Origin of the sequence: Paraburkholderia sp. BL27I4N3 (assembly GCF_003386115.1) — a bacterium.
Lineage (GTDB): Bacteria > Pseudomonadota > Gammaproteobacteria > Burkholderiales > Burkholderiaceae > Paraburkholderia.
Window position 1 is genome coordinate 1991248 of sequence record NZ_QREJ01000001.1, and the last position, 25022, is coordinate 2016269.

The window sequence follows — 25022 nt, forward strand, 5'->3', positions numbered from 1 at the left end:
GATGACGCCCAGCACGACCGCAATGCCGCAGTCCGGGCGTCCCGAAATCCTCGCGCTCGGCGAGGCGATGATCGAATTCAACCAGTCGGCCAAAGACCAGCCCAACTATCTGCAAGGCTTCGGCGGCGATACGTCGAACTTCTGTATCGCGGCTGCACGGCAAGGCGCGCGGACCGGTTTCGTGTCGGCTGTCGGCGCGGATCATTTTGGGCGTTTACTGGTCGATCTGTGGGAACGTGAGCAGGTGGACACGTCGCTGGTGCGCGTCGATCCGCAGGCGTCCACAGGTGTGTATTTCGTGTCGCACGGCCCGAACGGCCACGCGTTCGACTATCTGCGCGCCGGCTCGGCCGCAAGCCGCTACGCGCCGCACGATCTGCCGCTCGACGCGATCGCCTCAGCCAGGGTGATTCATCTGTCGGGCATCAGTCTCGCGATCAGTCTTAGCGCGTGCGACGCAGCGTTGGAAGCGATCGCGCATGCGCGCGCCAACGGCGTGCGCGTAAGCTTCGACACCAATTTGCGTCTGAAGCTGTGGCCGCTCGCGCGGGCGCGCGCCGTGATGCTCGAAGCGATCCGTCAGACCGACATCTGCCTGCCGAGCTGGGACGACGTCACCGACCTCATGGGCCTGACCGGCCGTGACGAGATCGTCGATTTCCTGCTGTCGCACGGCCCGAGCGTGGTTGCGCTGAAGCTCGGCAAAGAGGGCTCGTATATCGCGACGCCGAACGAGCGGCGCGTCGTGCCGGGCCACGTCGTCAATGCCGTCGACGCAACCGGCGCGGGCGACTGCTTCGGCGGCGCGTTCATCGCGCGTATAGTCGCGGGCGACGATCCGTTTGCCGCGGCGCGTTACGCGAACGTGGCCGCTGCGCTGTCCACGCAAGGCTACGGCGCCGTCGCGCCGATTCCTTCGCGCGCGACGGTCGAACAACTTCTGGCGGGCTGAATACGCGCGCTACAGAGCGCCACCCGCCGAGGCAAGATCATCTTGAGAGACTAAAGAGGAGCGAGCGATGCAACGGGACGTAGTGGTGGTAAGCGGTGTGCGTACGGCAATCGGCGGTTTCGGCGGCAGCCTGAAGGATTTTTCGCCGACCGATCTCGGCGCACGCGTGGTGCGCGAAGTGCTGGCCCGCGCCAACGTGTCGGGCGACGAAGTCGGCCACGTGGTGTTCGGCAATGTCGTGCACACCGAACCGAAAGACATGTACCTGGCGCGTGTGGCCGCAATCAATGGCGGCGTTGCGCAACATGCGCCGGCGTTGACGGTGAACCGTCTGTGCGGCTCCGGCCTGCAGGCTATCGTGTCGGCCGCGCAAAGCGTGCTGCTCGGCGACGCCGACATCGCGATCGGCGGCGGGGCGGAAAACATGAGCCGCGCGCCTTACTCCATGCCGGCCGCGCGCTTCGGTCAACGCATGGGCGACGCGCGCCTCGTCGACATGATGGTCGGCGCGCTGAACGACCCGTTCCAGTCGATCCATATGGGCGTGACCGCCGAGAACGTCGCACGCAAATACGACATCTCGCGCGAAGCGCAGGACGCGCTTGCCCTCGAATCGCATCGCCGCGCGGCCAACGCGATCACGAGCGGCTACTTCAAACAGCAGATTCTGCCGATCACGATTCCGTCGAAGAAAGGCGACGTCGTGTTCGACACGGACGAACACGCGCGCATGAACGCGTCGGCGGAAGATTTTTCCAAGCTGAAGCCGGTGTTCGCGAAAGAAAACGGTACGGTGACGGCGGGCAATGCGTCGGGCATTAACGATGCCGCCGCGGCGGTCGTGCTGATGGAGCGCAGCCTCGCCGAACAGCGCGGCATCAAGCCGCTGGCGCGGCTGGTGTCGTACGCGCATGCCGGCGTCGATCCGGCGTACATGGGCATCGGTCCGGTGCCGGCCACGCGCCGCGCGCTCGAGCGCGCCGGGCTGACGGTCGCCGACCTCGACGTGATCGAGGCCAACGAAGCGTTCGCCGCTCAGGCCTGCGCGGTCAGCAAGGAACTGGGCTTCGATCCGGCCAAGGTCAATCCGAACGGCTCGGGCATTTCGCTCGGCCATCCGATCGGTGCGACCGGTGCGCTCATCACCGTCAAGGCGCTGTACGAGCTGCAGCGGATTGGCGGGCGTTATGCGCTCGTTACGATGTGCATTGGCGGCGGGCAAGGCATCGCGGCGATCTTCGAGCGGATCTGAAGCGCGGCACGTAAGTAGTATCGAGCAAAGGAAAGGAAGGATGCGGGAATTGAAAGCGATGAAGGGTGCGGTGCGCCGGCGCGGTTGGTGGATGACGAGCGCTGCCGTATTGCTGTATGCCGGTGCGGCGACGATGCTGCCCGCGCAGGTGTGGGCGGAGAGCGACGCGGTGAAGGCGTTGGCGGCACCTCCGCCGATCCAGTTGCCACTCAAGCCGAGCCCCGAATTCGCGAAGTTCCCGCGCTACGCCGGCATGCTGGGCTCACACCAGATCGTGCTGAAGCTCGGTCCGAAAAGCGACGACCCGTCCGGCGTGCACGGCGAGTATCAGTTTACCGACACCGGCGCGGTGATCCTGATCGCGGGCGACCGGGATGGCGACACGCTCGAAGTCGAGGAATCGAACGACGGCACGCATATCACCGGCAACTGGGTCGGCAAGTTCGCGGCGGACGGCTCGGTGGCGGGCGAGCGCATGAACGTCGACGATTCCGACCCGCAGCCGTTCGACCTCAAGCCGCTGGCGGCAGGGCAGTCAGTCCCGCCTCCGGGCGCACCGGCGACCGCGGCCGCGACGAACGAGGCTACGGCGCAGCCTTCCGCTGGCGCCGCCACGGTGCCCGCTTCGAGCGCCGCTGCTGCCGGCGGCCACGCCGTGGGCGGCGTCAGCAACCTGCGAACCGGCGAGTGAACCCACAGCCGCGTGGCGCCCGACCGCTCGCGCGCTGTGTCGCGAGCGAAATCCCGCAGGCTCGTCTACTCTTGCGTGGGCGGCGCGCGCCCTGACACCGCGCGCCCTCCGTTTCCGTCTGCTTCTCACCAGAATTCACCATGACCCAATCCAAACTCCAACGCGAACTGCAAACCCGCATCGTACGTGCCGAGGACCAGCTCACGCCGGGCTTCGAATCGTTCTCGATGCCGGTCACGCGGGCGTCGACGGTCGTGTTCCCCGATCTCGCGACCATGCGCGCACTTGACTGGAAAAACGATGCGCAATGGCGCTACGGGCTGCATGCCACGCCGACTTCGCTCGCGCTGGCGCAGCGCCTCGCCACCATCGAGGGCGGCAATCATGCGTTGCTGCAGCCGTCGGGGCTGTCGTCGATCTCGAACGTGTACTTCGGCCTCGTCAAGGCCGGCGACGACGTGCTGATTCCCGATAACGTCTATTCGCCGAATCGCGATCACGGCGACTGGCTGGCGCGCGATTTCGGCATCACCGTGCGCTACTACGATCCGATGATCGGCGCGGGAATCGCCGCGCTGATCCAGCCGAATACGCGCCTGATCTGGCTCGAAGCGCCCGGCTCGGTGACCATGGAAGTAGCCGACGTGCCCGCCATCACCGCGGCGGCGCGCGCGCGCAACGTCGTCACCGCGATCGACAACACGTGGTCGGCGGGGCTCGGTTTTCGGCCGTTCGACCACGGCGTCGACATCTCGGTGCAGGCGCTCACCAAATATCAATCGGGCGGCGGCGATGTGCTGATGGGCGCGACCATTACCGTCGATCGCGAACTGCATCTGAAGCTGAAGGCGGCGCGCATGCGCATGGGCATTGGCGTCTCGTCGGACGACTGCTCGCTGATTCTGCGCAGCCTGCCGACCATGCAACTGCGCTTCGAGCAGCATGACCGCTCGGCGCTCGGCCTGGCCAAATGGCTGAAGACGCGGCCGGAAATTGCCGCGGTGTTGCACCCGGCGCTCTCCGACTGTCCGGGGCATGAGTTTTACAAGCGCGACTTCACGGGCGCGGGCGGCCTTTTCTCCGTTGTGTTCGACGGCCGCTACAGCGCGGCGCAAATTGATACGTTTTGCGAGTCGCTCGAACTGTTCTCGCTCGGCTGGAGTTGGGGTGGCGCACACAGTCTCGCGATGCCATACGACGTCGCGTCGATGCGTACGGCAGGGCAGTGGCCGCACAGCGGGACCTTGGTGCGCTTCTATATCGGCCTCGAAGCCGAGGCGGATTTGCGTGCGGATATGGAGCAGTCTCTGGCCACGCTGGGTTAAACGCCCAACGACGTTTTTCGGCAGGAAGAGCGGGCCCATCGGGACATGTTCCCGGTGGGCTTTTTTCTTGTCAAGATAGCCAGTAAGCCTAACCATTCGGCCGAATATTCGGCATGCGGTCTCGACGCTACGATGGTGCGCATCCCAACTTACGGTTGCCGCACTATGGTGAGCTTCGATGAATCTTTTCTTCTGGGTGTTGCTGAATCTCGGCGTGCCGATCATCGGCCCGATCTTTACGCTAGTGCTCGTCGCGCCCGCGCACGGCTGGCACGTCGCAAAGGCTTTGATTGCCGGCTCGGTGAAAGACGGCCAACTGTTCTGGTGTGCGATCGGCTTGTGCGCGTCGGCGTTATATGAAGTGGTGACTGCGCTGGCGCGCGGCAGTGCGGAGGCGCCGGTTCTGGCGTACTACGCAGCCGGATTGTGCGTGGCGGCATTTACCTGTTCCAGCCTCGTGATGTCGGGTCTGGTCAACACGCATTACGAACGGACCAGGGCTAAGGCGTCGCCGCGAAACAAACCATTTGCTGATGGAGCTTTCTCGCGCATGGATATAGCTATGTCAATCCTCTTCGCTTGCGGCGCTGCCTTTATATTGGCATTCCTACATGTGCACCTGAGATAGATTTTTTAGATAGTGCAGCATTTATACTTGTCTTCTCAAAGGAGGCATTCGTGAAAAAAATGACAATGTGGCTGACAGTAGAGGAAAACTACGCGCGCTTTCTGAAGTGGTGTGGGATCATCGGTGTCGTCGATTTCGCCAGCATGCTGGCGTTAATCGCAGTAGACGTTCTGAAAAAATGACATCATTGCCGGCGCTGGCCGACAGTGCATCGGCCAGCGCATCCAACCGGCATCAGAACAGCCGCAGCAACCCATCCAATCCGACATAGTTGAACGCCACGCTAGCCGCTTCGCGCACCACCGGCTTCGCACGGAACGCAACGGAGAGCCCGGCTTCGGCCATCATTTTCAGATCGTTGGAGCCATCGCCCATGGCAATGGCTCGGCTCGTTTCAATGCCCAGTTGCGCGCATGTTTCGCGCAGCGTACGTGCTTTGACATCGGCATTGACAATCTCGCCAACCACCTTGCCGGTCAGTTTGCCATCCACGATTTCAAGCGTGTTGGCGCGAGTGAAATCAAGGCCCAGACGTGCCTTCAGTTTCTCGGTGAAGAAGTTGAATCCGCCCGACACCAGCAGCGTTTTCAACCCGGCCGCCTTCGCGCCAGCCAGCATGCGCTCGGCGCCCGGCGAGAGTTGCAGCCGCTCTTCGTACACACGTTCCAGCGCGCTTGCGTCGAGGCCTTCGAGCAGCGCCACGCGGCGTGTCAAGCTTTCGTTGAAGTCCTTGATTTCGCCACGCATCGCGGCTTCGGTGATCGCGGCGACTTCCGCTTTCAGTCCGCAGAAGTCCGCAATCTCATCGATACATTCGATCGTGATCAGCGTCGAATCCATGTCCATCGCAACTAGTCCGAAGTCGCGCAACTGGCGGCCAGCTTCGACAAACGCGTAGTCCAGTTGATGGGTGCCGCAATAGACGTCGAGGTCGGCGCGCTGGGCGATGTCGGCGTCCGCAATGCGAATCGCGTTCGCGTCGACGACGCTGGCGTGCGAACCGCGCGCCAGCGCGACGAGTGCTTTGTGATGGTCGGCGGAAAGGGGCGCGGGGCTTTGAATGACGAGGTTCATGGACGACGACGCAGTAACGCGGAAAAGGACGGCGCGCGGTGCGCGCGGAAAATCCCGCTATTGTAACGGTTCGCCGGTTGGCGTTGCCGCTGGCGATCCGCTCGGAGAGCGGGACAGCCGCGCGCCTTTGGCAATCCGCGGGGAACGCCGCGCCGCCTCTCGCATCGCACCACGCCTTCGGCAATCGGTAGCGGACCGCCAGGCCTCGCAGTGCACGGCACTTTTGGCATCCGCAGGAAACGCCACGCCACGCTTCATCTCGCAGCACACCGTGCAATCCTGCGGCGCCCAGTTCATACTGGCGCATCGAACGACGCCCCGCAGCCGCTGCGCGCACCGACCGTCGCATCCGCCTCTTCGCGGCGTGCAACGTCCGCCACTTGAACGCACCGGCATCCATGACGAGGCGCACCACTACGGAGACACGCATGCCCCCGGCGATCGCCAGCGACGCATCCACTCTTGCGCGCGACTTCGACTTGCGCCACCTCGATCGCGCTTTCCACGCCGATCCCTATCCGGTCTATCACGCATTGCGCGCTCACGAGCCGGTCAAGCGCATGCCGGACGGCTCGCTATTTCTGACACGGTTTCGCGACGTGCAGGCCGTCTATCGCGACGCGAAAACCTTCAGTTCCGACAAGACCGTCGAATTCAAGCCGAAGTACGGCGACTCGCCGCTCTATGCGCATCACACCACGAGTCTGGTCTTCAACGACCCGCCGCGCCACACGCGCGTGCGCAAGCTGATCGCCGGAGCGCTGACGGCGCGCGCCATCGCGGCGATGGAACCCGGGCTGGTACGCCTCGTAGACGGCTTGCTCGATGCCGCCGCCGCACGCGGCCGGATCGATCTCATCGGCGAGTTCGCGTCGGCGATTCCGGTCGAGATCATCGGCAATCTGCTGGATGTGCCGCACGCGGAGCGCGAGCCGTTGCGTGACTGGTCGCTCGCAATTCTCGGCGCGCTCGAGCCGTCGCTGACCGAAGCGCAGTTCGAACGCGGCAATCGCGCGGTGGACGAATTCGTCGGCTATCTGCGCGATCTGGTCGCGCGGCGCCGGCGCGCGCCCGGCGACCCGCAGCATGACGTGCTGACGCGTCTGATTCAGGGCGAGGAGGGCGGCGAGCAGCTATCGGAAGCGGAGTTGCTGCAGAACTGCATTTTCATTCTGAACGCCGGCCATGAGACGACCACCAATCTGATCGGCAACGGCCTCGTCACGTTGGCGCAGTGGCCCGAGCAGCGCGCGGCGCTGCTGCACGAGCCGTCGCTGATCGAATCCGCGGTGGAGGAGTGTCTGCGCTTCGAGAGTTCGAATCAGCTCGGCAACCGCATGGCGACCGTCGACACGGAGATCGACGGCGTCGCGGTCGCGCGCGGCACGCCGGTCACGCTGTGCATCGGCGCGGCCAATCGCGACCCGGAGCAGTTCTCGGATCCGGACCGCTTCGACATTCGCCGCGATCCGAACCGGCATCTGGCGTTCGGCTTCGGCATCCATCAGTGCGCCGGGTTGTCGCTCGCGCGGCTCGAGGCGCGCATCGCGATCGGCCGCTTCGTGCAGCGCTTTCCCGACTATCGCCTCGATGGCGAGCCGACGCGCGGCGGTCGCGTCCGCTTTCGCGGCTTCGCTGAAGTGCCGCTGGAACTTGTACCGGCCGCCAGCCGCACGGCGTAGCTTTTGCCGTGCTGACGCAAGACTTACAGCCTGTGCCGGCGCCCGTCGTACCGCGCCGCGCGCCGGCTCTGCCCGTAAAGCCGTGGCACGCTTGCTGCTTCGTGTCAGGTCTTAGGCCTAGGGGAACGCACGATGGCACACATGATCTGGAAAGGCGCAATCAGCTTCGGCCTCGTTCACGTGCCGGTGCAGTTATATCCGGCGACGCAGTCCGAGAAAGTCGGCTTCAATCTGCTGGATAAGCGCACGATCGATCCGATCGGCTACAAGCAGATCAACAAGCGCACCGGCAAGGATGTGACGCGCGATAACATCGTGCGCGGCTTCGAGTACGAGAAGGACAAGTACGTCGTGCTCTCCGACGACGAGATCCGCTCGGCGAACCCCGAGTCGACGCAAACGGTCGATATTCTGGCGTTTGTCGACGCCCCCGATATCTCGTTTCTCTATCTCGACACACCTTATTTCCTCACGCCCGACCGCAAGGGCGAAAAGGTCTACGCGCTGCTGCGCGAAGCCATGAAGGCGTCCGGCAAGATCGGCGTGGCGAGCGTGGTGCTGCACAACAAGCAGCATCTGGCGGCGCTGATTCCTGTGGGTCCGGTGCTGGCTCTGAACACGCTGCGCTGGGCCGCAGAGGTTCGCGATTTCGATGAATTCAAGCTACCGGCCGATGGCGTGAAGGCGGCGGGTGTGTCCGCGCGCGAACTCGATATGGCGAAGAAGCTGATCGACGACATGAGTGACAAGTGGGATCCGTCGCAGTATCACGACACCTTCCGCGACGACATCATGGCGCTGGTCGATCGCAAGATTCGCGCTGGCAAGACCGAGGAAATCACCGAAGTCGAAGCGCCGCACGAGTCGCGTCAATCCGCCGACATCCTCGATCTATCGGATCTGCTCAAGCGTAGCTTGGGGCGTGGCAAGAGCAAGCCGGCGGCGGGCGGCCGCAAGCGCGCCGCGGACGACGACGGCGACGAGGCCGATGCGGATGCGGACGCCGAGACGCCGGCCCGCAAGAAACCGCGCACGACTCGCTCGGCGAGTAAAACAACAACGCGCGCCGGTGGCACCAGCGGCCGCGCGAGCACCAAAACCTCATCGACGCCGGCGGCCCGCAAACGTCGCGCGGCGGCCTGATCGTCGGCATCGCGCCTGAGCCACTCACGACGACGTCATCGCCATGAACGACAGACTCGATCTCTACAACCGCAAGCGCCGCTTCGACGACACGCCGGAGCCGGCGGGCACGCGCGCAAAGCGCAAACCAGGCGGCCGGAAAACGACCGGCCAGGCAGCCGGTGAGGCGCTCTCATACGTGATTCAGGAGCACGACGCACGGCGCTTGCACTACGACTTCCGGCTCGAACTGAACGGCACGCTCCTGTCGTGGGCGGTGCCGAAAGGGCCGAGCCTCGATCCGTCGGTGAAAAGGCTGGCAGTGCATGTGGAGGATCATCCGGTCGAATACGGTTCATTTGAAGGCGAAATCCCGCCGGGCAACTACGGTGCTGGCAGCGTGATCGTGTGGGATCGCGGCACGTGGGAACCGGTCGGCGGCGCGGCGGAAGCGGCGCGTTCCTACGCGGCCGGCAAACTCAAATTCCATTTGCACGGCGAGAAACTGCGAGGCGGCTGGACCCTGGTGCGCAGCCATATGCGCGGTAGTGGCGACAAGGAGCAATGGCTGCTGATCAAGGAACGCGACGACGAAGCGCGCGATGAGAGCGACTACGACATCCTGAAGAAGCGTCCGGGCAGCGTGCTCAGCGGCAGCGCTCCGTCGGGCAAAGGCGGAAAGCAAACGACGAAAACAGCGGCAACCAGGGGCACACGCAAAACTGCGGCAGCCACTGCGGCCGTTTCTGATACGACGTCATCCGCAAAACGAACCGGCAAGACCGGCGCGAAAGCCGCTTCATCCAACGCCGATCCCCGGCGACCGGATATCGTAGCGACGCGCAACGCACAGTCGTTGCGGGAACTCGCCGCCGCGCCCTCGATCGAGGGCGCCGTGAAAGCCCGCTTGCCCGCGACCTTCAAGCCGCAACTGGCGACGCTCGTCGATGCCGCGCCGCCCGGCGACGAATGGTCGTATGAAATCAAGTTCGACGGCTACCGTGTGCTGGCCCGAATCGATCGCGACGCGAAGGCGGGCGGCGTCAAGGTGTTCACGCGCGCCGGCAACGACTGGACCGCGAAGTTCAGCAAACAGGTCAAGGCGTTCGAACAACTCGGCATCGAAAGCGCGTGGCTCGACGGCGAAGCCGTGGTGCTCGACCAGAACGGCGTACCGAATTTTCAGGCGCTGCAGAACGCGTTCGATGCGAACCGTCCGCAAGACATCATCGTCTACCTGTTCGATATACCGTTCCTGAACGGCTACGACTTGCGCGGCGTGCCGCTCGAACAACGCCGCGCGATTCTGCGCGCCTTGCTGGAAGACGTCGACGACAGCGTGCTGCGTTTCTCGAACAATTTCGACTTCAGCGCGGAAGACCTGCTCAGAAGCGCGTGCGATATGGCGCTGGAGGGCATCATCGGCAAGCGGCGCGACAGCGGCTATCTGTCGGGACGTTCGTCGACGTGGATCAAGTTGAAGTGCCGCCGGCGCCAGGAGTTTGTGATTGGCGGCTATTCGGAACCGTCCGGCAGCCGCGCGGCGTTCGGCGCGCTGCTGCTCGGCGTCTACGATAGCAAAGGCAAATTGAATTACGCGGGGCGTGTGGGCACCGGCTTCGATGCGGCGTTGCTGCGCTCGGTCAAGAAGGAACTCGACGCGCACGCGACCCAGCGCATGCCGTTTGCGGCCGCGCCGCGCGAGCGCAGCCGCACGCCGGTGCATTGGGTCGAACCGGTGCTCGTAGCCGAATGCAATTTCGCGGAATGGACCAGCGACGGCATCGTGCGTCAGGCGTCGTTCGTGAGTCTGCGCAACGACAAGCCGGCGCGCCAGATCGTCAAGGAAACACCTCGCCAGGGAGCCGACGTGCAACAGCAAACCGATTCCATCTCCGACAACGCGCCGAAGAAACGTGCGGCGCGGGAAACTTCCGCCGGCACGATGGCCGCCTCCGGTGAAAAGCAAACGGGCGCGGCGAAATCGAAGGCCGACGCGAAAACGGCGGACGCGAATGAGGCCAGCGTAAAAAACCGCGACGCAGAGAAAGCCGGCGCAAAGGTCAGTGCCGCAAAAACCGCCGCAACGAAATCCGCTGCAACGAAAACCGCGACCACGAAAACCAAAGCCACCAAACCCGCACCCGCAAAAACAAACACCGCTGCGCCGCCCGCCGAAGTCGCCGGCGTCCGCATCTCACATCCCGACCGCGTCATCGACAAAAGCAGCGGCGCGCGCAAGATCGATCTCGTGCAGTACTACGAATCCGTCGCCGAATGGATGCTGCCGCATCTGAAAGACCGTCCGGTGTCGCTGGTGCGTGCGCCCGAGGACATCGGCGGCGAGCTGTTTTTTCAGAAGCACAGCCAGAAGCTGTCGATTCCGAATGTCACGCAGCATCCGGACCTCGATCCCGGGCATCCGCCGCTGATCACCGTCGATACCATCAAAGCGCTGGTCGGCGCCGCGCAAATGGGCACCGTCGAATTTCACACGTGGAATGCCGTCGTGTCGAATATCGAAAAGCCCGACCGCGTGGTGTTCGACCTCGACCCCGATGCATCCCTGGGTTGGGAACGCATGATCGAAGCCGCGCAACTCACGCGTTCGCTGCTCGAGGAACTCGGTCTCACATCCTTCTGCAAGACGAGCGGCGGCAAGGGCCTGCATGTAGTCGTGCCGCTCGCGAAACAGGCCGGCTGGGACGAAGTAAAGGACTTCTCGCAAGCCGTCGCGCAGCACATGGCGGCAACGCTGCCGAAGTATTTCAGCGCAAAGATGGGCGCGCAGAACCGCAAGCAGAAAATCTTCGTCGACTATCTGCGCAACAACCGCGGTTCCAGCACGGTCGCCGCATTCTCCGCGCGGGCGCGTCCGGGCCTCGGTGTCTCGGTGCCGCTCGCGTGGGACGAGGTCGCCGGCACCACGGGCGGCGACCAATGGACCACCGAGAATCTGCACGAGCGCCTCGCCGATCTCAAGAGCGACCCGTGGGCGGACTATGCGAAGACGCGTCAGCGCATCACCGCAGCCATGAAAAAACGTCTGGTCGATGCGCAATAAACTCGGCCGGACCCGATTCAGAACGACAAGGAGCAAGACTATGAAGACTTCACCGCAATCGTCCGACGGCGACAAGCAGGCGGACCCGCACGCAAAAAAGCAGCCCCAATCGATGCAGGAAGCCGCCGCGCCTCTGCCTCATGAAGCCGATCAGAATCCGGAGTCGCAGCACGAGGATGGCCCGCGCCATGTCGGCAAGCAGGCGCATCGCGACCTCGAACGCGGCCTGAAAGATACCGACCGCCGCGGCGGCGGCGAGTACCAGCAGCAAACGCAGAACGATGCGCACACCGACGTCAACTCCGATGACAAAGGAACCGGCGGCGCACGCGGCAACAAGCACTGACCATGCGTCGATTCGAGCGCCGTCGCCGGCGCATCGGTCTTAAACCGGCTCTCTGTCCCAGTAAGGCGGATCGCCGAAATGGGCCGCCACAAATTCGATGAAGGCGAGCGTCTTCGGTGGCACGAACGAACGGCTTGGGTACACGGCCCAGATCGCCACGCTGTCGGCGAGCGGATAGCTGTCCAGTACGCTGACCAGTTCGCCGCTGCGCAAATACGGCGCGACGTCCCACGTCGATTTGAGCGCGATGCCGAATCCAGCGAGCAGGGCGTCGCGGATCACTTCGCCGTTGTCCGTGACGAGGCGCCCGCTCACGCGCACCGTGAGCGGGCCGGCCGGCGTCACGAAGGACCAGTCGCGCTGGTCCGACAGAATCATGCACTCGTGCTCCGCGAGGTCCGAAGGATGATGCGGCGTACCGCGCGCAGCAAGGTAAGCGGGCGCGGCGCACAGCACCCGCCGGTTCACCGCGAGGCGCCGCGCCACCAGCGACGAATCCTTCAGCGCGCCGACGCGGATCGCCACGTCGATACCCGCATCGACGAGATCGACCAGTTGATCGGTGAGCCGCAAATCGACGCTCACGCCGGGATAGCGGCGCAGAAATTCGCTGACTACCGGCGACACGTGCTGCCGTCCGAACGAAGACGGCATCGAGACGCGCAGACGGCCCTGCGGCTCGGCCTGCGCCCGGCCCACCGAGGCGCGCGCGGCGGCGGCCGCGTCGAGCAGGGCTTCGGCGCGCGTCATGAAGACTTCACCGTCCTGCGTGAGGCTGATGCGGCGAGTGGTCCGGTGCAGCAAACGCGCGCCGAGCAGCTTTTCGAGCTGCGCGATGCGGGAACTGGCCACCGCCGCGGACAAACCGAACTCGCGTCCGGCCGCCGACACGTTGGCCAGCAACGCGGCGCGCACGAACAGGGCGACGTCGAGCAGATCGAGCCGCTCCCGGTCGCCCGGCGGCGTGCGCTCGGACGCAACCTGAACAAGAGGCGAGTTCATTCTTCTGAAATTCCAAAAAATGTTTCAGTCATTATGACGGTTTTAAACGAATAAGGGCCGCCGTAGGATGACGCCAATGGAATCGCCGACGCGCAACCGGCACCACCGGGCTGTCGCAAAGATGGCGATCCTTTCACTCTGATTTGAACCCACAGGAGCATGTATGAAAGCCGTCGGTCTCTATCGCTATTTGCCGATCGATCAAGCGGAAGCCCTGGTCGATGTCGAGATCCCGAAACCCGAAGCCACCGGTCGCGATCTGCTGGTCAAGGTCGAGGCGATTTCCGTCAATCCGGTGGACGCCAAAGTGCGTGCACCGAAAGACAAGCTCGAAGAGACGCCGCGCATCCTCGGCTGGGATGCCGCCGGCACCGTGGCCGCGGTCGGCCCGGACGTTACGCTGTTCAAGGTCGGCGATCCGGTGTTCTATGCGGGCAGCATTACGCGGCCGGGCGCCAACAGCGAGTTCCATCTGGTCGATGAACGGATCGTCGGGCGCAAGCCGGCGTCGCTCGATTTCACTCACGCGGCCGCGTTGCCTCTGACCGCGATCACCGCCTGGGAAGCGTTGTTCGACCGCCTGGGCGTGTCGCCGCAAGGCGCGGACGATGGCCGCACCGTGCTGATTTTCGGCGGCGCGGGCGGGGTCGGCTCGGTCGGCATCCAACTGGCGAAGCAACTCGCGAAGCTGAAGGTGATCGCAACCGCGTCGCGGCCCGAATCGGCGAAATGGGCCACGGAACTGGGCGCGGATCACATCGTCGATCATTTCGGCGACGTGCCCGCGCAATTGAAAAAGCTCGGCATCGACCAGGTCGATTACGTGTTGATGTTCAACGACACCGACAAGAATTTCCCGGCCGCGGCGGAAGTCGTCAAGCCGCAAGGCAGCATCTGCACGATCGTGGAAAACGGCCAGCCCGTGCCGGTCGAACTGCTGAAGGCCAAGAGCGCCGCCTTTCACTGGGAGTTCATGTTCACGCGCTCCATGTTCGGCACGCCGGACATGATCGAGCAGCACAAGCTGTTGACGGAAGTCGCGCGTCTCGTCGATGCGGGCACGCTGCGCACGACAGTCGGCCAGAGCCTCGGCACGATCAACGCCGCGAATCTGCGCCGCGCGCATCAACTGCTGGAAGAAGGGCGCGCGATCGGCAAACTGGTGTTGACGGGTTTCGACGCGTAAATAGCGTTTCGCCGTAGCGGGCTGAAGCGAAAAAACGGCCGGCGTCGCAGCAATGCGCGCCGGCCGTGTTCATTTGATGCACATCAAACTGTGATCCGGTGTGTCGATCTGCGGCAGTGCGGCGCGACCTGCGCTGTCGTGCGCCAAAGCCGCGATACGCGCAGAAAACGCGTCGCCGCAAGCGGGTTAACACCCGATTCGCAGGCAGCGCGCGCAGCGCCGCTTGGCGTTAGACTGGCAGGGCAGCATGCTAAAACAGTTGCGTGTCTCGCGGCCCGGCATCATTGAGCCAGGCGGTGCGCGAGCAGTAGCGCTGAAGCGGGCGCGCAGCGGCACAACAACGAGGTGACAGTATGAGCTTCAGACTCTCCGCCGTTTCAGTTGTCGCTTCTCTCGCATGCGCGCTGGCGCCCGGCATGTTTGTGCCGGTGGCTCGCGCGGCCACGCCGATCACGGTCACGTCCCAGTCCGCCCTCGACGGTCCTATCCGCTACACGGTGCGCGTCACGTCGAAACAGTTCGGCAATTCGCAGGAAACCCGCACGATCCGCTCCGGCGAATCGGACGACTTCACATGGAAGACGGTGCCGCCTGGCGGACCGGTTCCCGCGACGGATGCGTGCCCGAACTATGCGTCGCTACCGACCGACACCAATGGCGCGATGATTCGGCAGACACAGATCCGTTTCGCGCCGGTGGTCGCCGGCGACGGCACGGCGACCGTACAACTGAGCTTCCAGGCGCAGACGCCGAAGGGCGTGAAAACCGTCACGAGCGGCGGCAAAACGCTCAAGTGTCCGAACGACGTAAGCGTCAGCCAGATCGTGCGCTTCACGATGCCGGTGAACGGCAGCACGAAAACGCTCACGCTCAGCGACGGCACGGAAGTCGCGATCAGCGCGAAGCGTTGAGTCCGGCGCGTGACGGCAGCACAGCGGTGGGCCGGAACGCGGCTTACCGCCGCGCCGCGGTCCGCTCCACGAGCCGCGCCGACAGAAACCGGTGCTCGGCGGAAAAGAGCCGCCGGTAGGTGAGCAGCACCGCGCCCACGGTCCCCAGCGTTGACGACGCGGCGATCAGGAACATGATCACGATCTGATAGCGCACCGCCTGCAACGGCGATTGCCCGGCCAGCACCTGGCCGGTCATCATGCCGGGCAGGCTCACCACGCCGACCACGGCCATCTGATTGAGCGTCGGCATCATGCCCGCCCGCACCGCCTGGCGCGCAGGCGCCTGTGCCGCTTCCCAACGCGTCGCGCCGAGCGCGAGCGCCATGTCGACGCGATCGCGTCGCGCGGTCAATTCCTCTGTCATGCGTTCGATGCCGAGCGACACGCCGGTCAGCGTATTGCCGAGGATCATGCCGAGAATCGGAATCGCATATTGCGGCTCGTACCACGGGTGAATGCGAATCACGACGAACAGCCCGACTGCGGCCACCAGCCACGAGCTGACCCAGATCGACAGCACGCTGTCCGCGCGTTGTCCGCGATACGTGCGGTTGCCGCGCTGCGCGCCCGCGAAGCCGGCGATCAGCGTCATCACGATCATCAGCGGCAACACCACGTACCAGCGGTCGTACTGGAAGACCCAGCCGAGCACGTAGCCGATCGCCAGCAACTGCACGACGGTGCGAACGGCGGCCCAGGCGAGCTTGCGTTCGAGATCAAGCTTGAGCGCCACCGAGACGGCACCGTTGACGACGATCAGCAGCGCGGCGATCGCGACATCCCACAGACTCAGGTTTTGCAGTGTCATTCGCCAGACTCCTCGTGGTACTGATGCGCGGGCGGTATCTCGGGCCTTGCGTCGGTCCGTGCGGTTTCGTCGAGCACGCCGGCGCGCATCGTCAGATGCCGCGCGCTCATGCGCGTGGCTTGCGCCGGATCGTGGGACACCCAGATCGACGCATGACGGGCGGGATCGGCGTCGAACCATGCGTGCACGAGTCCTTCGATCGCATGCGACGACTCCGGGTCGAGCGAGGCAGTCGGCTCGTCGAGCAACAGAACCTCGGGCGCGAGTTGCAGCACGCGAATCAGCGCGGCGATCTGCGCCTCGCCTCCGGACAACTCGCTTGCGCGCTTGTCGAGAAAGTCGTCGCCGCGGCCGGCCTGAGCGGCGAGGCTCGCCGCGCGCGCGCGATCGAAGCGCACGTCGCGATACGTGAGCAACTCGAACGGGTAGCGCAGATTGTCTTCGACGCTGCCGTCGAGCAGCGCGGGCCGCTGCCGGATATACGCGACGTTGCGCCGGTAGCGCGGAATGGCGGCGCGTTCCACCGGCGCGCCATGCCACATCACGCGTCCCGCATCGAGCGGATCGAGCAGCGCGAGGGCGCGCAGGAACACGCTCTTGCCCGAGCCGGACGGTCCGGTGATCGCGACACGGTCGCCGCCCTGTAAAGCGAAGGTGGTCGCCTGCAGCAAGGTCTGGCCGCGCACGGCATCGCGTCGGACGATGCCTTCGGCGAGGACTAATGGAACATCGGTCATGTGTGAATCTGTAATGGGGGATGCGTAAGGTCGAGGCTCGCTGCAACGTGTGTGTGGGTGCAACTGCGCTCGACATGATAAAGCGTTGATAAAGCGCTAATAAAGCGCCGGCGGCATGGCGCTGGCGGTCGATGATCGGGCACGCAACGTGCTGCTCGTTGCTCAACGTAAAAGAATTAGCGGAGCCTCTCAATGGCAGTGTCGAGCACGACAGGACGGCGAATCGGAAAAATCATCGCGTGGCTGTTCGCGATTATCGTCATTCTGATTGTCGCGCTGACTATTTTCATTCTGACCTTCGACTGGAACCGGGCACGGCCTTATATCAACGACAAGGTCACGCAAGCGATCGGCAGGCCGTTCGCCATCAACGGCGATCTGAAGGTCGGCTGGCGGCATCCGGTCGGCGAAACCGGCTGGCGCGGCTGGGTGCCGTGGCCGCGTTTCTCGGCGGCCAATATCACCGTGGGCAATCCGGACTGGACGAAGCAGCCGCAGTTCGCCACGCTCGACGAGATCGACTTCCAGGTCAAGGTGCTACCGCTGCTCGCGCACGATATCGTCATTCCCACCATCAACCTTGTGAATCCTTCGGTCGACCTCGAGCGGGTGCTCGACGGCCGCAACAACTGGACCTTCAAGCTGGCGGCGTCGAGCGCGCCTTCGGAATGGAAGCTCGAGCTGCACGATATCGCCTTTGCCAAGGGCAATATCGCACTGTCCGATCAGCAGAAAAAGGTCGATCTGCAGATGGCGATCGACACGCTCGGCCAGCCGATTCCGATCGGCGAAGCCATGAAGCAGCAGGAAGCGGCGTCGCGCAGTTCGTCGGCGCAAACCATTGGCAAGTCCGGTGCGAACAAGCTGACTCAGCAGGCGAATGCGCAAGCGGCGTCGGAAGCCGCGGCGGCGTCCGCGGCGGCTGCCTCCGGCGCGTCGTCTACGGATATCAGCGCGTCGGGTATGACGGCGGCCACGGGTGCCTCGGGCCTGGTCGCGGGCGGCTCGAAAGGCGCGAGCGAGGCAGTCGTTGCAGGCGCGAGCGGCGCAGTCGTGGCGTCCGCGCCGGCCTCGGCTTCGGGCGCGAGCGAGGCGCAGACGCAAGCCGGTGCGAAGCAGGAAATCCCGCCGTACGCCATCGGCTGGACCGTCAAAGGGACTTACAACAAGACGCCGGTGTCGGGCAGCGGCAAGGTCGGCGGTGTGCTCGCGCTGCAGGACGCGAACCGGCCGTTCCCGGTGCAAGCCGATGTCAAGGCGGGCGATCTGCATGTCGGCCTGGTCGGCACGATCACCGATCCGGCGCATCTTGCCGCGCTCGATCTGCGCCTCTGGCTGCAAGGCAACAGCATGGCGCGTCTCTATTCGCTGACTGGCGTGACGCTGCCCGACACACCGCCCTATGCAACCGAAGGGCGGCTCGTTGGTCAGTTCAAGTCCACGGGGAACGTCTTCAAGTATGAAAATTTTACAGGCCGGGTCGGCGGCAGCGATATCAACGGCTCGCTGACCTATACGGCGCGTGAACCGCGTCCGCTGCTGCAGGGCGAACTCGTGTCGCATCTGCTGCAATTCTCCGATCTGGCGCCGGTGATCGGCGCGGATTCGAACGCCAGCAAGGCCAAGCGCGGCGACGCGACGGCGCAGCCGTCCAACAAGGCGCTGCCGGTCGAAGAATTCCGCACCGACCGCTGGAAGGCGATCGACGCCGACGTGAAGTTCACCGGCCGGCGCATCGTCAAGGACGTGAATCTGCCGATCACGGATCTGTACACGCACGTGGTGATGACCGACGGCGTACTTTCGCTCGAACCGTTGAAGTTTGGCGTGGCCGGCGGCACGCTCGCTTCGGACATTCATCTGGATGGCAGCGCGACGCCGCTCAAGGGCCGCTTCGCGACCTCGGCGCGGCATCTGAAGCTCAAGCAGTTGTTCCCGAACTTCAAGACGATGCAGAACGCGCTGGGTGAGATTAATGGCGACGCCGCGTTGAGCGCCACGGGCAATTCGCCGGCGGCGCTCGCGGCAACGTCGAACGGCGAAGTCAAGGCGCTGGTGACGGACGGCACGGTGAGCCGTCTGCTGATGGAAGCGGCCGGGCTGAACGTGGCGAACGTCGTGTATGAAAAGCTGTTCGGCAATCGCGACGTGAAAATCAACTGCGCGGCCGCCGACTTTGTCGCGACCAACGGCGTGCTGGAATCGCGTGTGTTCGCGCTCGATACGGATGACGCCGTGATCGACATCGACGGCAACGTGAATCTGCGTGACGAGTCGATGGACCTCGGCGTGCATCCGCATACCAAGGGTTTCCGTGTTTTCTCGCTGCGCTCGCCGCTCTACGTGAAAGGCACCTTCAAGGATCCGCACGTCGGCGTGAATGCGGCCGCGCTGGCCTTGCGCGGCGGCGCGGCGGTCGGCCTCGGCCTGATCAATCCGTTCGCCGCGCTGATTCCGTTGCTCGCGCCGAGCAACAACAAGCCGTTACCGTGCACGCAAATGCTCGCGCAGATTCGTCAGGCCCCGACGGCGCCGCCGCCGGGTGTAAAGCAGCAGCCCAAGCCGGCGATTTCTCTGGATGGCGCGCCGGTCAACAAATCATCGGGCGGCGCTTCGTCGCCGGCTATGACGGACAAGAAGAAGCCGGCGGTGATGTCGCCCGCCAGCGCGGCTACATACAAGGGAAGCTGATGCCTTTCATCCTGCCTTCGGATTGGCTGAGCTGGAGTTTTGGCGGCGGCCTGTCGTTGATCCTCTTGTGGCTGATCAGTGTACCGCCCGGGCGCGACGACTTCGACGATTTCGACGGCGTCACGAGCAAACTAGACAAGGCGCACGTTGCACGCGCGCGCAGGCGGATCACCTGAGAGACAAGTCGAATCAAGGAAAGGTGATGACGCAACACCGCGTGACGAACTGTGTGAACAGACGGTGTTGCGAGCGTGAAGCGCAGCCGTAAAGCTAAAGGTCTACCTGAGGTCTACCTGAGCGGTTTACCTGAGCGGTTTACCTGAGCGAGCGCGGCGCGGCGTCTCCAGCAGCATCCTGACGACGCACCCCGCGACGCGCACCGCCGACGCGAGTCGCGCCGAATTCCGTCAGGATCCTGGCGCGAGCCCGGCTGGCAAACACCAGAAAGCCGAAGCCGTCGGCCTCATACCAGTAGCCGCCGTTCTCGAGACCGTCGAGCGGCTGCTCCAGCGCATTGGTAATGGATTCGATGCAACGGCGCCGTAACTCGGCGGGTGCCGGATAGGGCGGTTGTGCGCCACGCACACTGCACAGGAGTACATCGAGTCCCGGCAGCACGTGCGCATAAAGGACCGGCTCGTCTTGCGCGCGAGCGCGTGCAATCTTGGTGTCGAGCTGACCGAACGGCTTGAAATGCCGTAGTACCGCGAGGAACGACTCATCGCCGTCCACCTTCGCGCGTCTACGCTTTTTCGGGAAGGACATAAAAATTCGCCTGAAAAAGAATTGCAAGAAACGCAGCGTCCTCATGCGACCACTCCCGGCTTCGCGCGCCGCACGTCGATCTTTTATAGCATACGACAAGGTCGGATTCACGGTGATTCGACAACAACGCCGCCCCACCGCCTCCCGCACGAATCATGCCGAACCGCCTCGCCGCGCGCTTTCGCTTCCCAGCCCACCTGTTTCCATCATAGACGCACGAGGCGTCGAAAAATCATCTCATACCAATAAAAAAGTCATTTTTGTGTGGGGCGGCGCATCTTGCCGGCACGTTGAAATATCTCGAATTCACGTCGATAATGGCCCGTCCGGCTGCCCTATACCGAGCTAGCCGATATCACACCGCATGTCCCGCCGGCGCGGCGCTGCGTGGCCGGTCACGCGCATTGCCGCGGCTTGATCGACCGCTTGAGCGACCCTTTGCGACCCTTTGCGACCCTTCGGGCGAACATGAAACTATTCACCAAGGGTCTGCTGCTGATTGCCGTGCCGAGCGCGGTCGAGCTGGCGCTTCTTGGGGTCGTCTTCGATACCCAGGAGCAAACAGCGCAGGCCGCGCAGTGGGTCACCAACAGCAAGCAGATTCTCTATCAGTCGTCGGCCATCGTCGATCCGCTGCTGCGCCAGGCGGCACGGGTTCGCACAGGCATGGTGATCGGCGACGCCTCGCTGATCGACCGCCATACCGTGTGGGTCGATCTGGGCGACCGGCTGTCGAATCTCGAGGTGCTGGTCGCCGGCACGCCGCCACAGGTCGAGCGCGTGCACAAAATGCAGCGGGCGATCGACGCGTATCGCACACAGACTGTCGCGATCTCGCAGGCGCTGCGCGAAGGGCGTCGTCCGACGTCGTTTGCGGCGCTGGAGACTGGCGCGTTGCCACAGCAGATCGCCGTGTTTCGCGATGAACTCGCGGCGTTCGGCGACGAGGCGTCGCGGCTCGACGCTGAACGCTCGGTCGCGCTCGCGCGGCGCCGTGACCGTCAGCAATACGCGCTGATCGGCGCCGTGCTGGGCTCGATGCTGATCTGGGCCGCCACCGCGGTGGCCTTTGCGCGCAGCATCGGCCGGCGACTGGAAGTGCTGACCGAGAACGCCGAGCGTTTGGGCAGCGGGCGCACGCTGGCGCCGGCGCTGTCGGGTAAGGACGAAATTGCCGCGCTCGACACCGTGCTGCATCAGACGGGCGCGCGCCTGCGTGCGGCGGAAGCCGAGCAGGCCATGCTGAAGACGCGGCTCGAAGCGCGCGCGCGGGAACTGGCGGGCGTCAACGAGGAACTGCGTCAGGAGACGCAAGATAATGAAATGTTCATCTACAGCGTGTCGCACGATCTGCGCTCGCCGTTGGTGAATCTGCAAGGCTTCTCGAAGGAACTGCAGGTCTCGTGCGACGAACTGGACAGCATCGTCGAGGCGGCAAAATTGCCGCCAGCCGAACATCGACGCATGGCGCATATTCTCGATGGCGAGATGCGCGAGTCCTTGCAATATTTGCGCACGGCAGTGACGCGGGCCGCGTCGATCATCGACGCACTGCTGCGTATTTCACGCGCGGGCCGGCTCGAATACCAGTGGCAGCGTGTGAGCGTCGGGCGCGTGGTGGGCCGGGTGGTCGACGCGCTCCAGGGTGCGATCGGGCAGCATGGCGCGGTGGTGACCGTGCGCGATCTGCCGCCCGCATGGGGCGACCCCGGCGCGATCGAGCAGATTTTCAGCAATCTGATCGGCAACGCGCTGAATTATCTCGACCCGGCGCGCAACGGGCGCATCGAAGTCGGCGCGCTGGAACCCGAACCGGTCGAACCGGCCGAGGCGGGCGAGCCGCGCGCGATCCGCATGCGCACGTATTATGTGCGCGACAACGGCCTCGGCATTCCGGCCGCGTATATGTCGAAAGTGTTCCGGGCGTTTCAGCGCCTGCACGGCGACGCCGCGAACGGCGACGGCATCGGTCTCGCGGTCGTGCGTCGCACGGTGGAACGGCATGGAGGCCGGGTGTGGGTCGAGTCGGCGGAGGGCGCGGGGTCGACGTTTTTCGTGGTGTTGCCGGAACAGCCCGCGCGTCTTTGAACTTGAGCAGGCAAAGAGGGCGGCGGCGCGGATAATCACAAGCGGCGGGCATCAACCCATCGTTGAGCACGGAGAGCATATGAATCACGGGGAAACGGTCAGCATCGTACTGATCGAAGACGACGACGGCCACGCCACGCTGGTCGAACGCAATCTGCGCCGTGCCGGCATTTCGAACGGTTTCGTGCGCTTTCGCGACGGCCAGCAGGCGCTCGATTATTTCTTCGGCCCGGCGCCGTCAACGGCCGACGCCGCGAGTTCCCCAGCCGATCCCGCTAACAGCGCTGTCCCCGCGCGGGAAGATTTGATGAATTTCGTCGTGCTGCTGGATCTGAAAATGCCGCGGGTGGACGGCTTCGAAGTCTTGCGGCGTCTGAAAGAATCGCCGCAGACGGCCGCCGTGCCGGTGATCGTCCTGACCACGACCGATGATCCGCGCGAAATCGCGCGTTGCTACGAACTCGGCTGCAATGTCTACATCACCAAGCCGGTCGAATACGATGCGTTTATCGAAGCCGTGCGCCGCCTCGGTTTTTTCCTGCAGGTGGTCAAGCTGCCTTCAGGGTATCGTCTCGCGGCGCCGTGATGGAAGGTTCGCATGAAGCCGACCGAAAGACGCTCGTGACAAGATAGACCACTTGTTGACCCTAGCCAGAGAAGACTCCGCATGACCGAAGAAGTGTCCACGCCGCCCGCCGCCTACGTGCTGGTCGTCGATGACGACGAAGGCATCCTGCGGCTCGCGCGCAAGTCGCTCGAGCGCGCCGGCTGCCGGGTCGCGATCTGCGCCGGCGTCGAAGCGGCCCGTGAACGGCTCGCGGCAGGCGGCCTCGACTTGCTGGTGCTCGACTACCAGCTGAGCGGGCCGGAGACCGGGCTGGACTTCTTTCGCCGTCTGCGCGCGGAAGGCGTGCGGATTCCCGCCATCCTCGTGACCGGCTTTACCGACGAATCGCGTGTCATCGAAGCGCTGCGTGCGGGCGTGTCCGACGTCGTGCCGAAATCCGGCGATTACCTCGATTACCTGCCCGAAGCCGTGGAACGGGTGCTCTCGCAAGTGCGCCTGCAGCGCGCCTCGGACGAAGCCTTGCTGCTGCGCGATCGCGAGCAGCATTACCGCACCTTGTCGGAGGCGTTGCCGCACCTTGTCATGACCTGCAACGCCACGGGCGACTGCGATTTTCTGTCCAAGCAGTGGTACGACTACACGGGCGTCGCTGAAAGCTGTTCGTACGGTCTCGCCTGGCTCGACGCCGTGCATCCGGACGACCGCGAAGAGATTCGCCGAAGCTGGCTCAAAACGGTGTCGGGCAACGCCGGCGACTACCGGCACGAGTTGCGGATTCGCCGTAACGACGGCGAATATCGTTGGTTCGACTTGCGCGTGGTGGCGATGCGCGACGCCGAGGGCAACGTCAGCAAATGGTTCGGCAGTTGCACGGACATTCATTCTCAGCGCGAGGCGGCCGAGGAGCGCGAACGGCTGCTGGCCTCGGAGCAGGCCGCCCGCCAGACCGCCGAAGAAGCCAATCGCGCCAAAGACCGCTTTCTGGCCATGCTGTCGCACGAATTGCGCACGCCGCTCACGCCGGTGCTGGCCGGCGCCAGCGTGCTGGAAATGATTCCGGGTCTGCCGGATCAGGCGCGAGCGAGCGTGCGCATGATCCGTCGCAACGTCGAACTCGAAGCGCGTCTGATCGACGACCTGCTCGATCTCACGCGCGTGGCGAACGGCAAGCTGCGGCTGTCGCTGGAAACCGTCGACGTGCACGACGTGATAGACAGCGTGCTCGAACTGTTTCGCAGCGAGATTCAGGTCAAGCAGCAGGACGTGCACGTCCATAAAGACGCGCAGCATCATTACGTGCTGGCCGATCGCGCGCGGCTGCAGCAGATGCTATGGAACCTGATTCGCAACGCCGCCAAGTTCACGCCGGACGGCGGCCATATTTACGTGCGCACGCGCGACGAACGCATGCACGTGCAGATCTCGGTCGAAGATACGGGGATCGGCATCGAGCCGGGCCAGATCGGCAAACTCTTCAACGCGTTCGAGCAAGGCAACCAGAACATGACACAGCAGTTCGGCGGCCTCGGCCTCGGTCTCGCGATCACGAAGGCGTTGACCGACGTGCACGGCGGCACGGTGACCGCGCAAAGCCCGGGCGCGCACTGCGGCGCGACCTTCGCGATTACCTTGCCGACGGCCGCGGCGCCACAGGGGACTTCGCCGGTCGTGGTGCCCGACGAAGTGCATTCGGGCGGTCTGCTGAACATCCTGCTGATCGAAGACCATGTGGACACCGCGGAAGTCATGGAGCAACTGATTCGCAGCCTCGGCCATGAAGTCACGACCGTGGGCCGGGTCGACGACGCGTTGGCCGCCACGCAATCGCAGGCCTTCGATCTGATCGTCAGCGACGTAGGATTGCCCGACGGTACCGGTCTCGACTTCATCAAAGCGTTCCGCGAGCACTCGGACGCGCCCGCGGTCGCATTGACCGGCTTCGGCACCGACGAAGACGTGCGTCGCTGCCTGAGCGCCGGTTTCACCTCGCATTTGACCAAGCCGGTCAATTTCAGTCAGCTCGAAACGATGATCGAGGTCGCGGTGACTCAGAAGGAGCAGCGGGACGCGTGAGCGTCGAGGCCGCCG

General features: G+C 64.3%; 22 protein-coding genes. 17 read left to right on the forward strand and 5 right to left on the reverse strand.

Annotated features, from left to right (window positions below):
- Position 1: 1 nt before the first annotated feature.
- From B0G71_RS09230 to B0G71_RS41930, 6 genes are all read left to right on the forward strand, one after another.
- Positions 2–952: a sugar kinase gene (locus B0G71_RS09230; RefSeq protein WP_116141156.1), complete on the forward strand. Its 951-nt coding sequence runs from the start codon at positions 2–4 to the stop codon at positions 950–952.
- Between the two features lie 67 nt (positions 953–1019).
- Entirely contained in the window at positions 1020–2204 is a 1185-nt protein-coding gene (bktB, locus tag B0G71_RS09235) for a beta-ketothiolase BktB (protein ID WP_116141158.1), read from the forward strand.
- Between the two features lie 40 nt (positions 2205–2244).
- Positions 2245–2895 (forward strand): hypothetical protein, encoded by a 651-nt coding sequence (locus B0G71_RS09240; protein ID WP_116141160.1) that lies wholly within the window; start codon positions 2245–2247, stop codon positions 2893–2895.
- A gap of 140 nt (positions 2896–3035) precedes the next feature.
- Entirely contained in the window at positions 3036–4220 is a 1185-nt protein-coding gene (locus tag B0G71_RS09245) for a cystathionine beta-lyase (protein WP_116141162.1), read from the forward strand.
- 178 nt (positions 4221–4398) lie between these two features.
- Positions 4399–4848 carry a hypothetical protein gene (locus B0G71_RS09250; RefSeq protein ID WP_116141164.1) on the forward strand — a complete coding sequence of 150 codons (450 nt, stop codon included), beginning with the start codon at positions 4399–4401 and terminating at the stop codon, positions 4846–4848.
- 50 nt (positions 4849–4898) lie between these two features.
- Entirely contained in the window at positions 4899–5030 is a 132-nt protein-coding gene (locus B0G71_RS41930; protein ID WP_258193421.1) for a hypothetical protein, read from the forward strand.
- A 52-nt stretch (positions 5031–5082) separates the two neighbouring features.
- On the opposite strand, the gene serB is transcribed toward B0G71_RS41930, so the two are convergent.
- Complete coding sequence (gene serB / locus B0G71_RS09255) at positions 5083–5922, reverse strand: phosphoserine phosphatase SerB (protein WP_116141166.1); 840 nt, start codon at positions 5920–5922, stop codon at positions 5083–5085.
- Positions 5923–6350: 428 nt separating this feature from the next.
- On the opposite strand from serB, the gene B0G71_RS09260 reads away from it, so the two are divergent.
- From B0G71_RS09260 to B0G71_RS09275, 4 genes are all read left to right on the forward strand, one after another.
- Positions 6351–7604 (forward strand): cytochrome P450, encoded by a 1254-nt coding sequence (locus B0G71_RS09260; RefSeq protein ID WP_116141168.1) that lies wholly within the window; start codon positions 6351–6353, stop codon positions 7602–7604.
- 132 nt (positions 7605–7736) lie between these two features.
- Entirely contained in the window at positions 7737–8747 is a 1011-nt protein-coding gene (locus B0G71_RS09265; RefSeq protein ID WP_116141170.1) for a Ku protein, read from the forward strand.
- A gap of 43 nt (positions 8748–8790) precedes the next feature.
- Entirely contained in the window at positions 8791–11790 is a 3000-nt protein-coding gene (gene ligD, locus B0G71_RS09270; protein ID WP_116141172.1) for a DNA ligase D, read from the forward strand.
- Positions 11791–11830: 40 nt separating this feature from the next.
- On the forward strand, positions 11831–12136 hold the full coding sequence (locus B0G71_RS09275; RefSeq protein WP_116141174.1) for a hypothetical protein: 306 nt from the start codon (positions 11831–11833) through the stop codon (positions 12134–12136).
- 39 nt (positions 12137–12175) lie between these two features.
- Here B0G71_RS09275 and B0G71_RS09280 read toward each other — a convergent pair whose 3' ends face one another.
- The gene (locus B0G71_RS09280; RefSeq protein ID WP_116141176.1) at positions 12176–13138 is read right to left on the reverse strand and encodes a LysR family transcriptional regulator; all 963 of its coding nucleotides are present in this window, start codon (positions 13136–13138) and stop codon (positions 12176–12178) included.
- Positions 13139–13301: 163 nt separating this feature from the next.
- Here B0G71_RS09280 and B0G71_RS09285 point away from each other — a divergent pair, with 163 nt between their 5' ends.
- Positions 13302–14324: a zinc-binding alcohol dehydrogenase family protein gene (locus tag B0G71_RS09285; RefSeq protein ID WP_116141178.1), complete on the forward strand. Its 1023-nt coding sequence runs from the start codon at positions 13302–13304 to the stop codon at positions 14322–14324.
- Between the two features lie 353 nt (positions 14325–14677).
- Complete coding sequence (locus B0G71_RS09290) at positions 14678–15235, forward strand: DUF6013 family protein (RefSeq protein WP_116116868.1); 558 nt, start codon at positions 14678–14680, stop codon at positions 15233–15235.
- A 43-nt stretch (positions 15236–15278) separates the two neighbouring features.
- Here B0G71_RS09290 and B0G71_RS09295 read toward each other — a convergent pair whose 3' ends face one another.
- Together B0G71_RS09295 and B0G71_RS09300 are read right to left on the reverse strand one after the other, a co-directional pair.
- Positions 15279–16085 (reverse strand): ABC transporter permease, encoded by an 807-nt coding sequence (locus B0G71_RS09295; RefSeq protein WP_116141180.1) that lies wholly within the window; start codon positions 16083–16085, stop codon positions 15279–15281.
- A complete protein-coding gene (locus tag B0G71_RS09300; RefSeq protein WP_116141182.1) occupies positions 16082–16822 on the reverse strand; it encodes an ATP-binding cassette domain-containing protein in 741 nt (246 codons plus the stop codon). The genes B0G71_RS09295 and B0G71_RS09300 overlap by 4 nt, the downstream gene beginning before the upstream one ends.
- Positions 16823–17014: 192 nt before the next feature.
- Between B0G71_RS09300 and B0G71_RS09305 the strand changes: the two genes are divergently transcribed.
- Complete coding sequence (locus tag B0G71_RS09305; protein WP_116141184.1) at positions 17015–19513, forward strand: AsmA family protein; 2499 nt, start codon at positions 17015–17017, stop codon at positions 19511–19513.
- The gene (locus B0G71_RS41295; protein WP_181916947.1) at positions 19513–19689 is read left to right on the forward strand and encodes a hypothetical protein; all 177 of its coding nucleotides are present in this window, start codon (positions 19513–19515) and stop codon (positions 19687–19689) included. The genes B0G71_RS09305 and B0G71_RS41295 overlap by 1 nt, the downstream gene beginning before the upstream one ends.
- Before the next feature lie 139 nt (positions 19690–19828).
- Here B0G71_RS41295 and B0G71_RS09310 read toward each other — a convergent pair whose 3' ends face one another.
- Complete coding sequence (locus B0G71_RS09310; protein ID WP_106283513.1) at positions 19829–20323, reverse strand: hypothetical protein; 495 nt, start codon at positions 20321–20323, stop codon at positions 19829–19831.
- 423 nt (positions 20324–20746) lie between these two features.
- On the opposite strand from B0G71_RS09310, the gene B0G71_RS09315 reads away from it, so the two are divergent.
- The 3 genes from B0G71_RS09315 to B0G71_RS09325 all read left to right on the forward strand — a co-directional run bounded on the left by B0G71_RS09315 (position 20747) and on the right by B0G71_RS09325 (position 25007).
- On the forward strand, positions 20747–22366 hold the full coding sequence (locus tag B0G71_RS09315) for an ATP-binding protein (protein WP_116141186.1): 1620 nt from the start codon (positions 20747–20749) through the stop codon (positions 22364–22366).
- 79 nt (positions 22367–22445) lie between these two features.
- Positions 22446–22952 carry a response regulator gene (locus tag B0G71_RS09320; RefSeq protein ID WP_116141188.1) on the forward strand — a complete coding sequence of 169 codons (507 nt, stop codon included), beginning with the start codon at positions 22446–22448 and terminating at the stop codon, positions 22950–22952.
- An 81-nt stretch (positions 22953–23033) separates the two neighbouring features.
- Positions 23034–25007 (forward strand): response regulator, encoded by a 1974-nt coding sequence (locus B0G71_RS09325; RefSeq protein WP_116141190.1) that lies wholly within the window; start codon positions 23034–23036, stop codon positions 25005–25007.
- The last annotated feature ends 15 nt before the right edge of the window (positions 25008–25022 follow it).

What these genes read in the sequence shown, in the direction of transcription:
- bktB (WP_116141158.1), top strand. Translation starts at nt 1,020, where the DNA reads ATGCAACGGGACGTAGTGGTGGTAAGCGGTGTGCGTACGGCAATCGGC.
- B0G71_RS09305 (WP_116141184.1), top strand. Translation starts at nt 17,015, where the DNA reads ATGGCAGTGTCGAGCACGACAGGACGGCGAATCGGAAAAATCATCGCG.
- B0G71_RS09265 (WP_116141170.1), top strand. Translation starts at nt 7,737, where the DNA reads ATGGCACACATGATCTGGAAAGGCGCAATCAGCTTCGGCCTCGTTCAC.
- B0G71_RS09325 (WP_116141190.1), top strand. Translation starts at nt 23,034, where the DNA reads ATGACCGAAGAAGTGTCCACGCCGCCCGCCGCCTACGTGCTGGTCGTC.
- B0G71_RS09310 (WP_106283513.1), bottom strand. Translation starts at nt 20,323, where the DNA reads ATGAGGACGCTGCGTTTCTTGCAATTCTTTTTCAGGCGAATTTTTATG.
- B0G71_RS09290 (WP_116116868.1), top strand. Translation starts at nt 14,678, where the DNA reads ATGAGCTTCAGACTCTCCGCCGTTTCAGTTGTCGCTTCTCTCGCATGC.
- B0G71_RS09230 (WP_116141156.1), top strand. Translation starts at nt 2, where the DNA reads ATGACGCCCAGCACGACCGCAATGCCGCAGTCCGGGCGTCCCGAAATC.
- B0G71_RS09300 (WP_116141182.1), bottom strand. Translation starts at nt 16,822, where the DNA reads ATGACCGATGTTCCATTAGTCCTCGCCGAAGGCATCGTCCGACGCGAT.
- B0G71_RS09275 (WP_116141174.1), top strand. Translation starts at nt 11,831, where the DNA reads ATGAAGACTTCACCGCAATCGTCCGACGGCGACAAGCAGGCGGACCCG.
- B0G71_RS09280 (WP_116141176.1), bottom strand. Translation starts at nt 13,138, where the DNA reads ATGAACTCGCCTCTTGTTCAGGTTGCGTCCGAGCGCACGCCGCCGGGC.
- ligD (WP_116141172.1), top strand. Translation starts at nt 8,791, where the DNA reads ATGAACGACAGACTCGATCTCTACAACCGCAAGCGCCGCTTCGACGAC.
- B0G71_RS09245 (WP_116141162.1), top strand. Translation starts at nt 3,036, where the DNA reads ATGACCCAATCCAAACTCCAACGCGAACTGCAAACCCGCATCGTACGT.
- B0G71_RS09250 (WP_116141164.1), top strand. Translation starts at nt 4,399, where the DNA reads ATGAATCTTTTCTTCTGGGTGTTGCTGAATCTCGGCGTGCCGATCATC.
- serB (WP_116141166.1), bottom strand. Translation starts at nt 5,922, where the DNA reads ATGAACCTCGTCATTCAAAGCCCCGCGCCCCTTTCCGCCGACCATCAC.
- B0G71_RS09320 (WP_116141188.1), top strand. Translation starts at nt 22,446, where the DNA reads ATGAATCACGGGGAAACGGTCAGCATCGTACTGATCGAAGACGACGAC.
- B0G71_RS41295 (WP_181916947.1), top strand. Translation starts at nt 19,513, where the DNA reads ATGCCTTTCATCCTGCCTTCGGATTGGCTGAGCTGGAGTTTTGGCGGC.
- B0G71_RS09315 (WP_116141186.1), top strand. Translation starts at nt 20,747, where the DNA reads ATGAAACTATTCACCAAGGGTCTGCTGCTGATTGCCGTGCCGAGCGCG.
- B0G71_RS09295 (WP_116141180.1), bottom strand. Translation starts at nt 16,085, where the DNA reads ATGACACTGCAAAACCTGAGTCTGTGGGATGTCGCGATCGCCGCGCTG.
- B0G71_RS09285 (WP_116141178.1), top strand. Translation starts at nt 13,302, where the DNA reads ATGAAAGCCGTCGGTCTCTATCGCTATTTGCCGATCGATCAAGCGGAA.
- B0G71_RS09240 (WP_116141160.1), top strand. Translation starts at nt 2,245, where the DNA reads ATGCGGGAATTGAAAGCGATGAAGGGTGCGGTGCGCCGGCGCGGTTGG.
- B0G71_RS09260 (WP_116141168.1), top strand. Translation starts at nt 6,351, where the DNA reads ATGCCCCCGGCGATCGCCAGCGACGCATCCACTCTTGCGCGCGACTTC.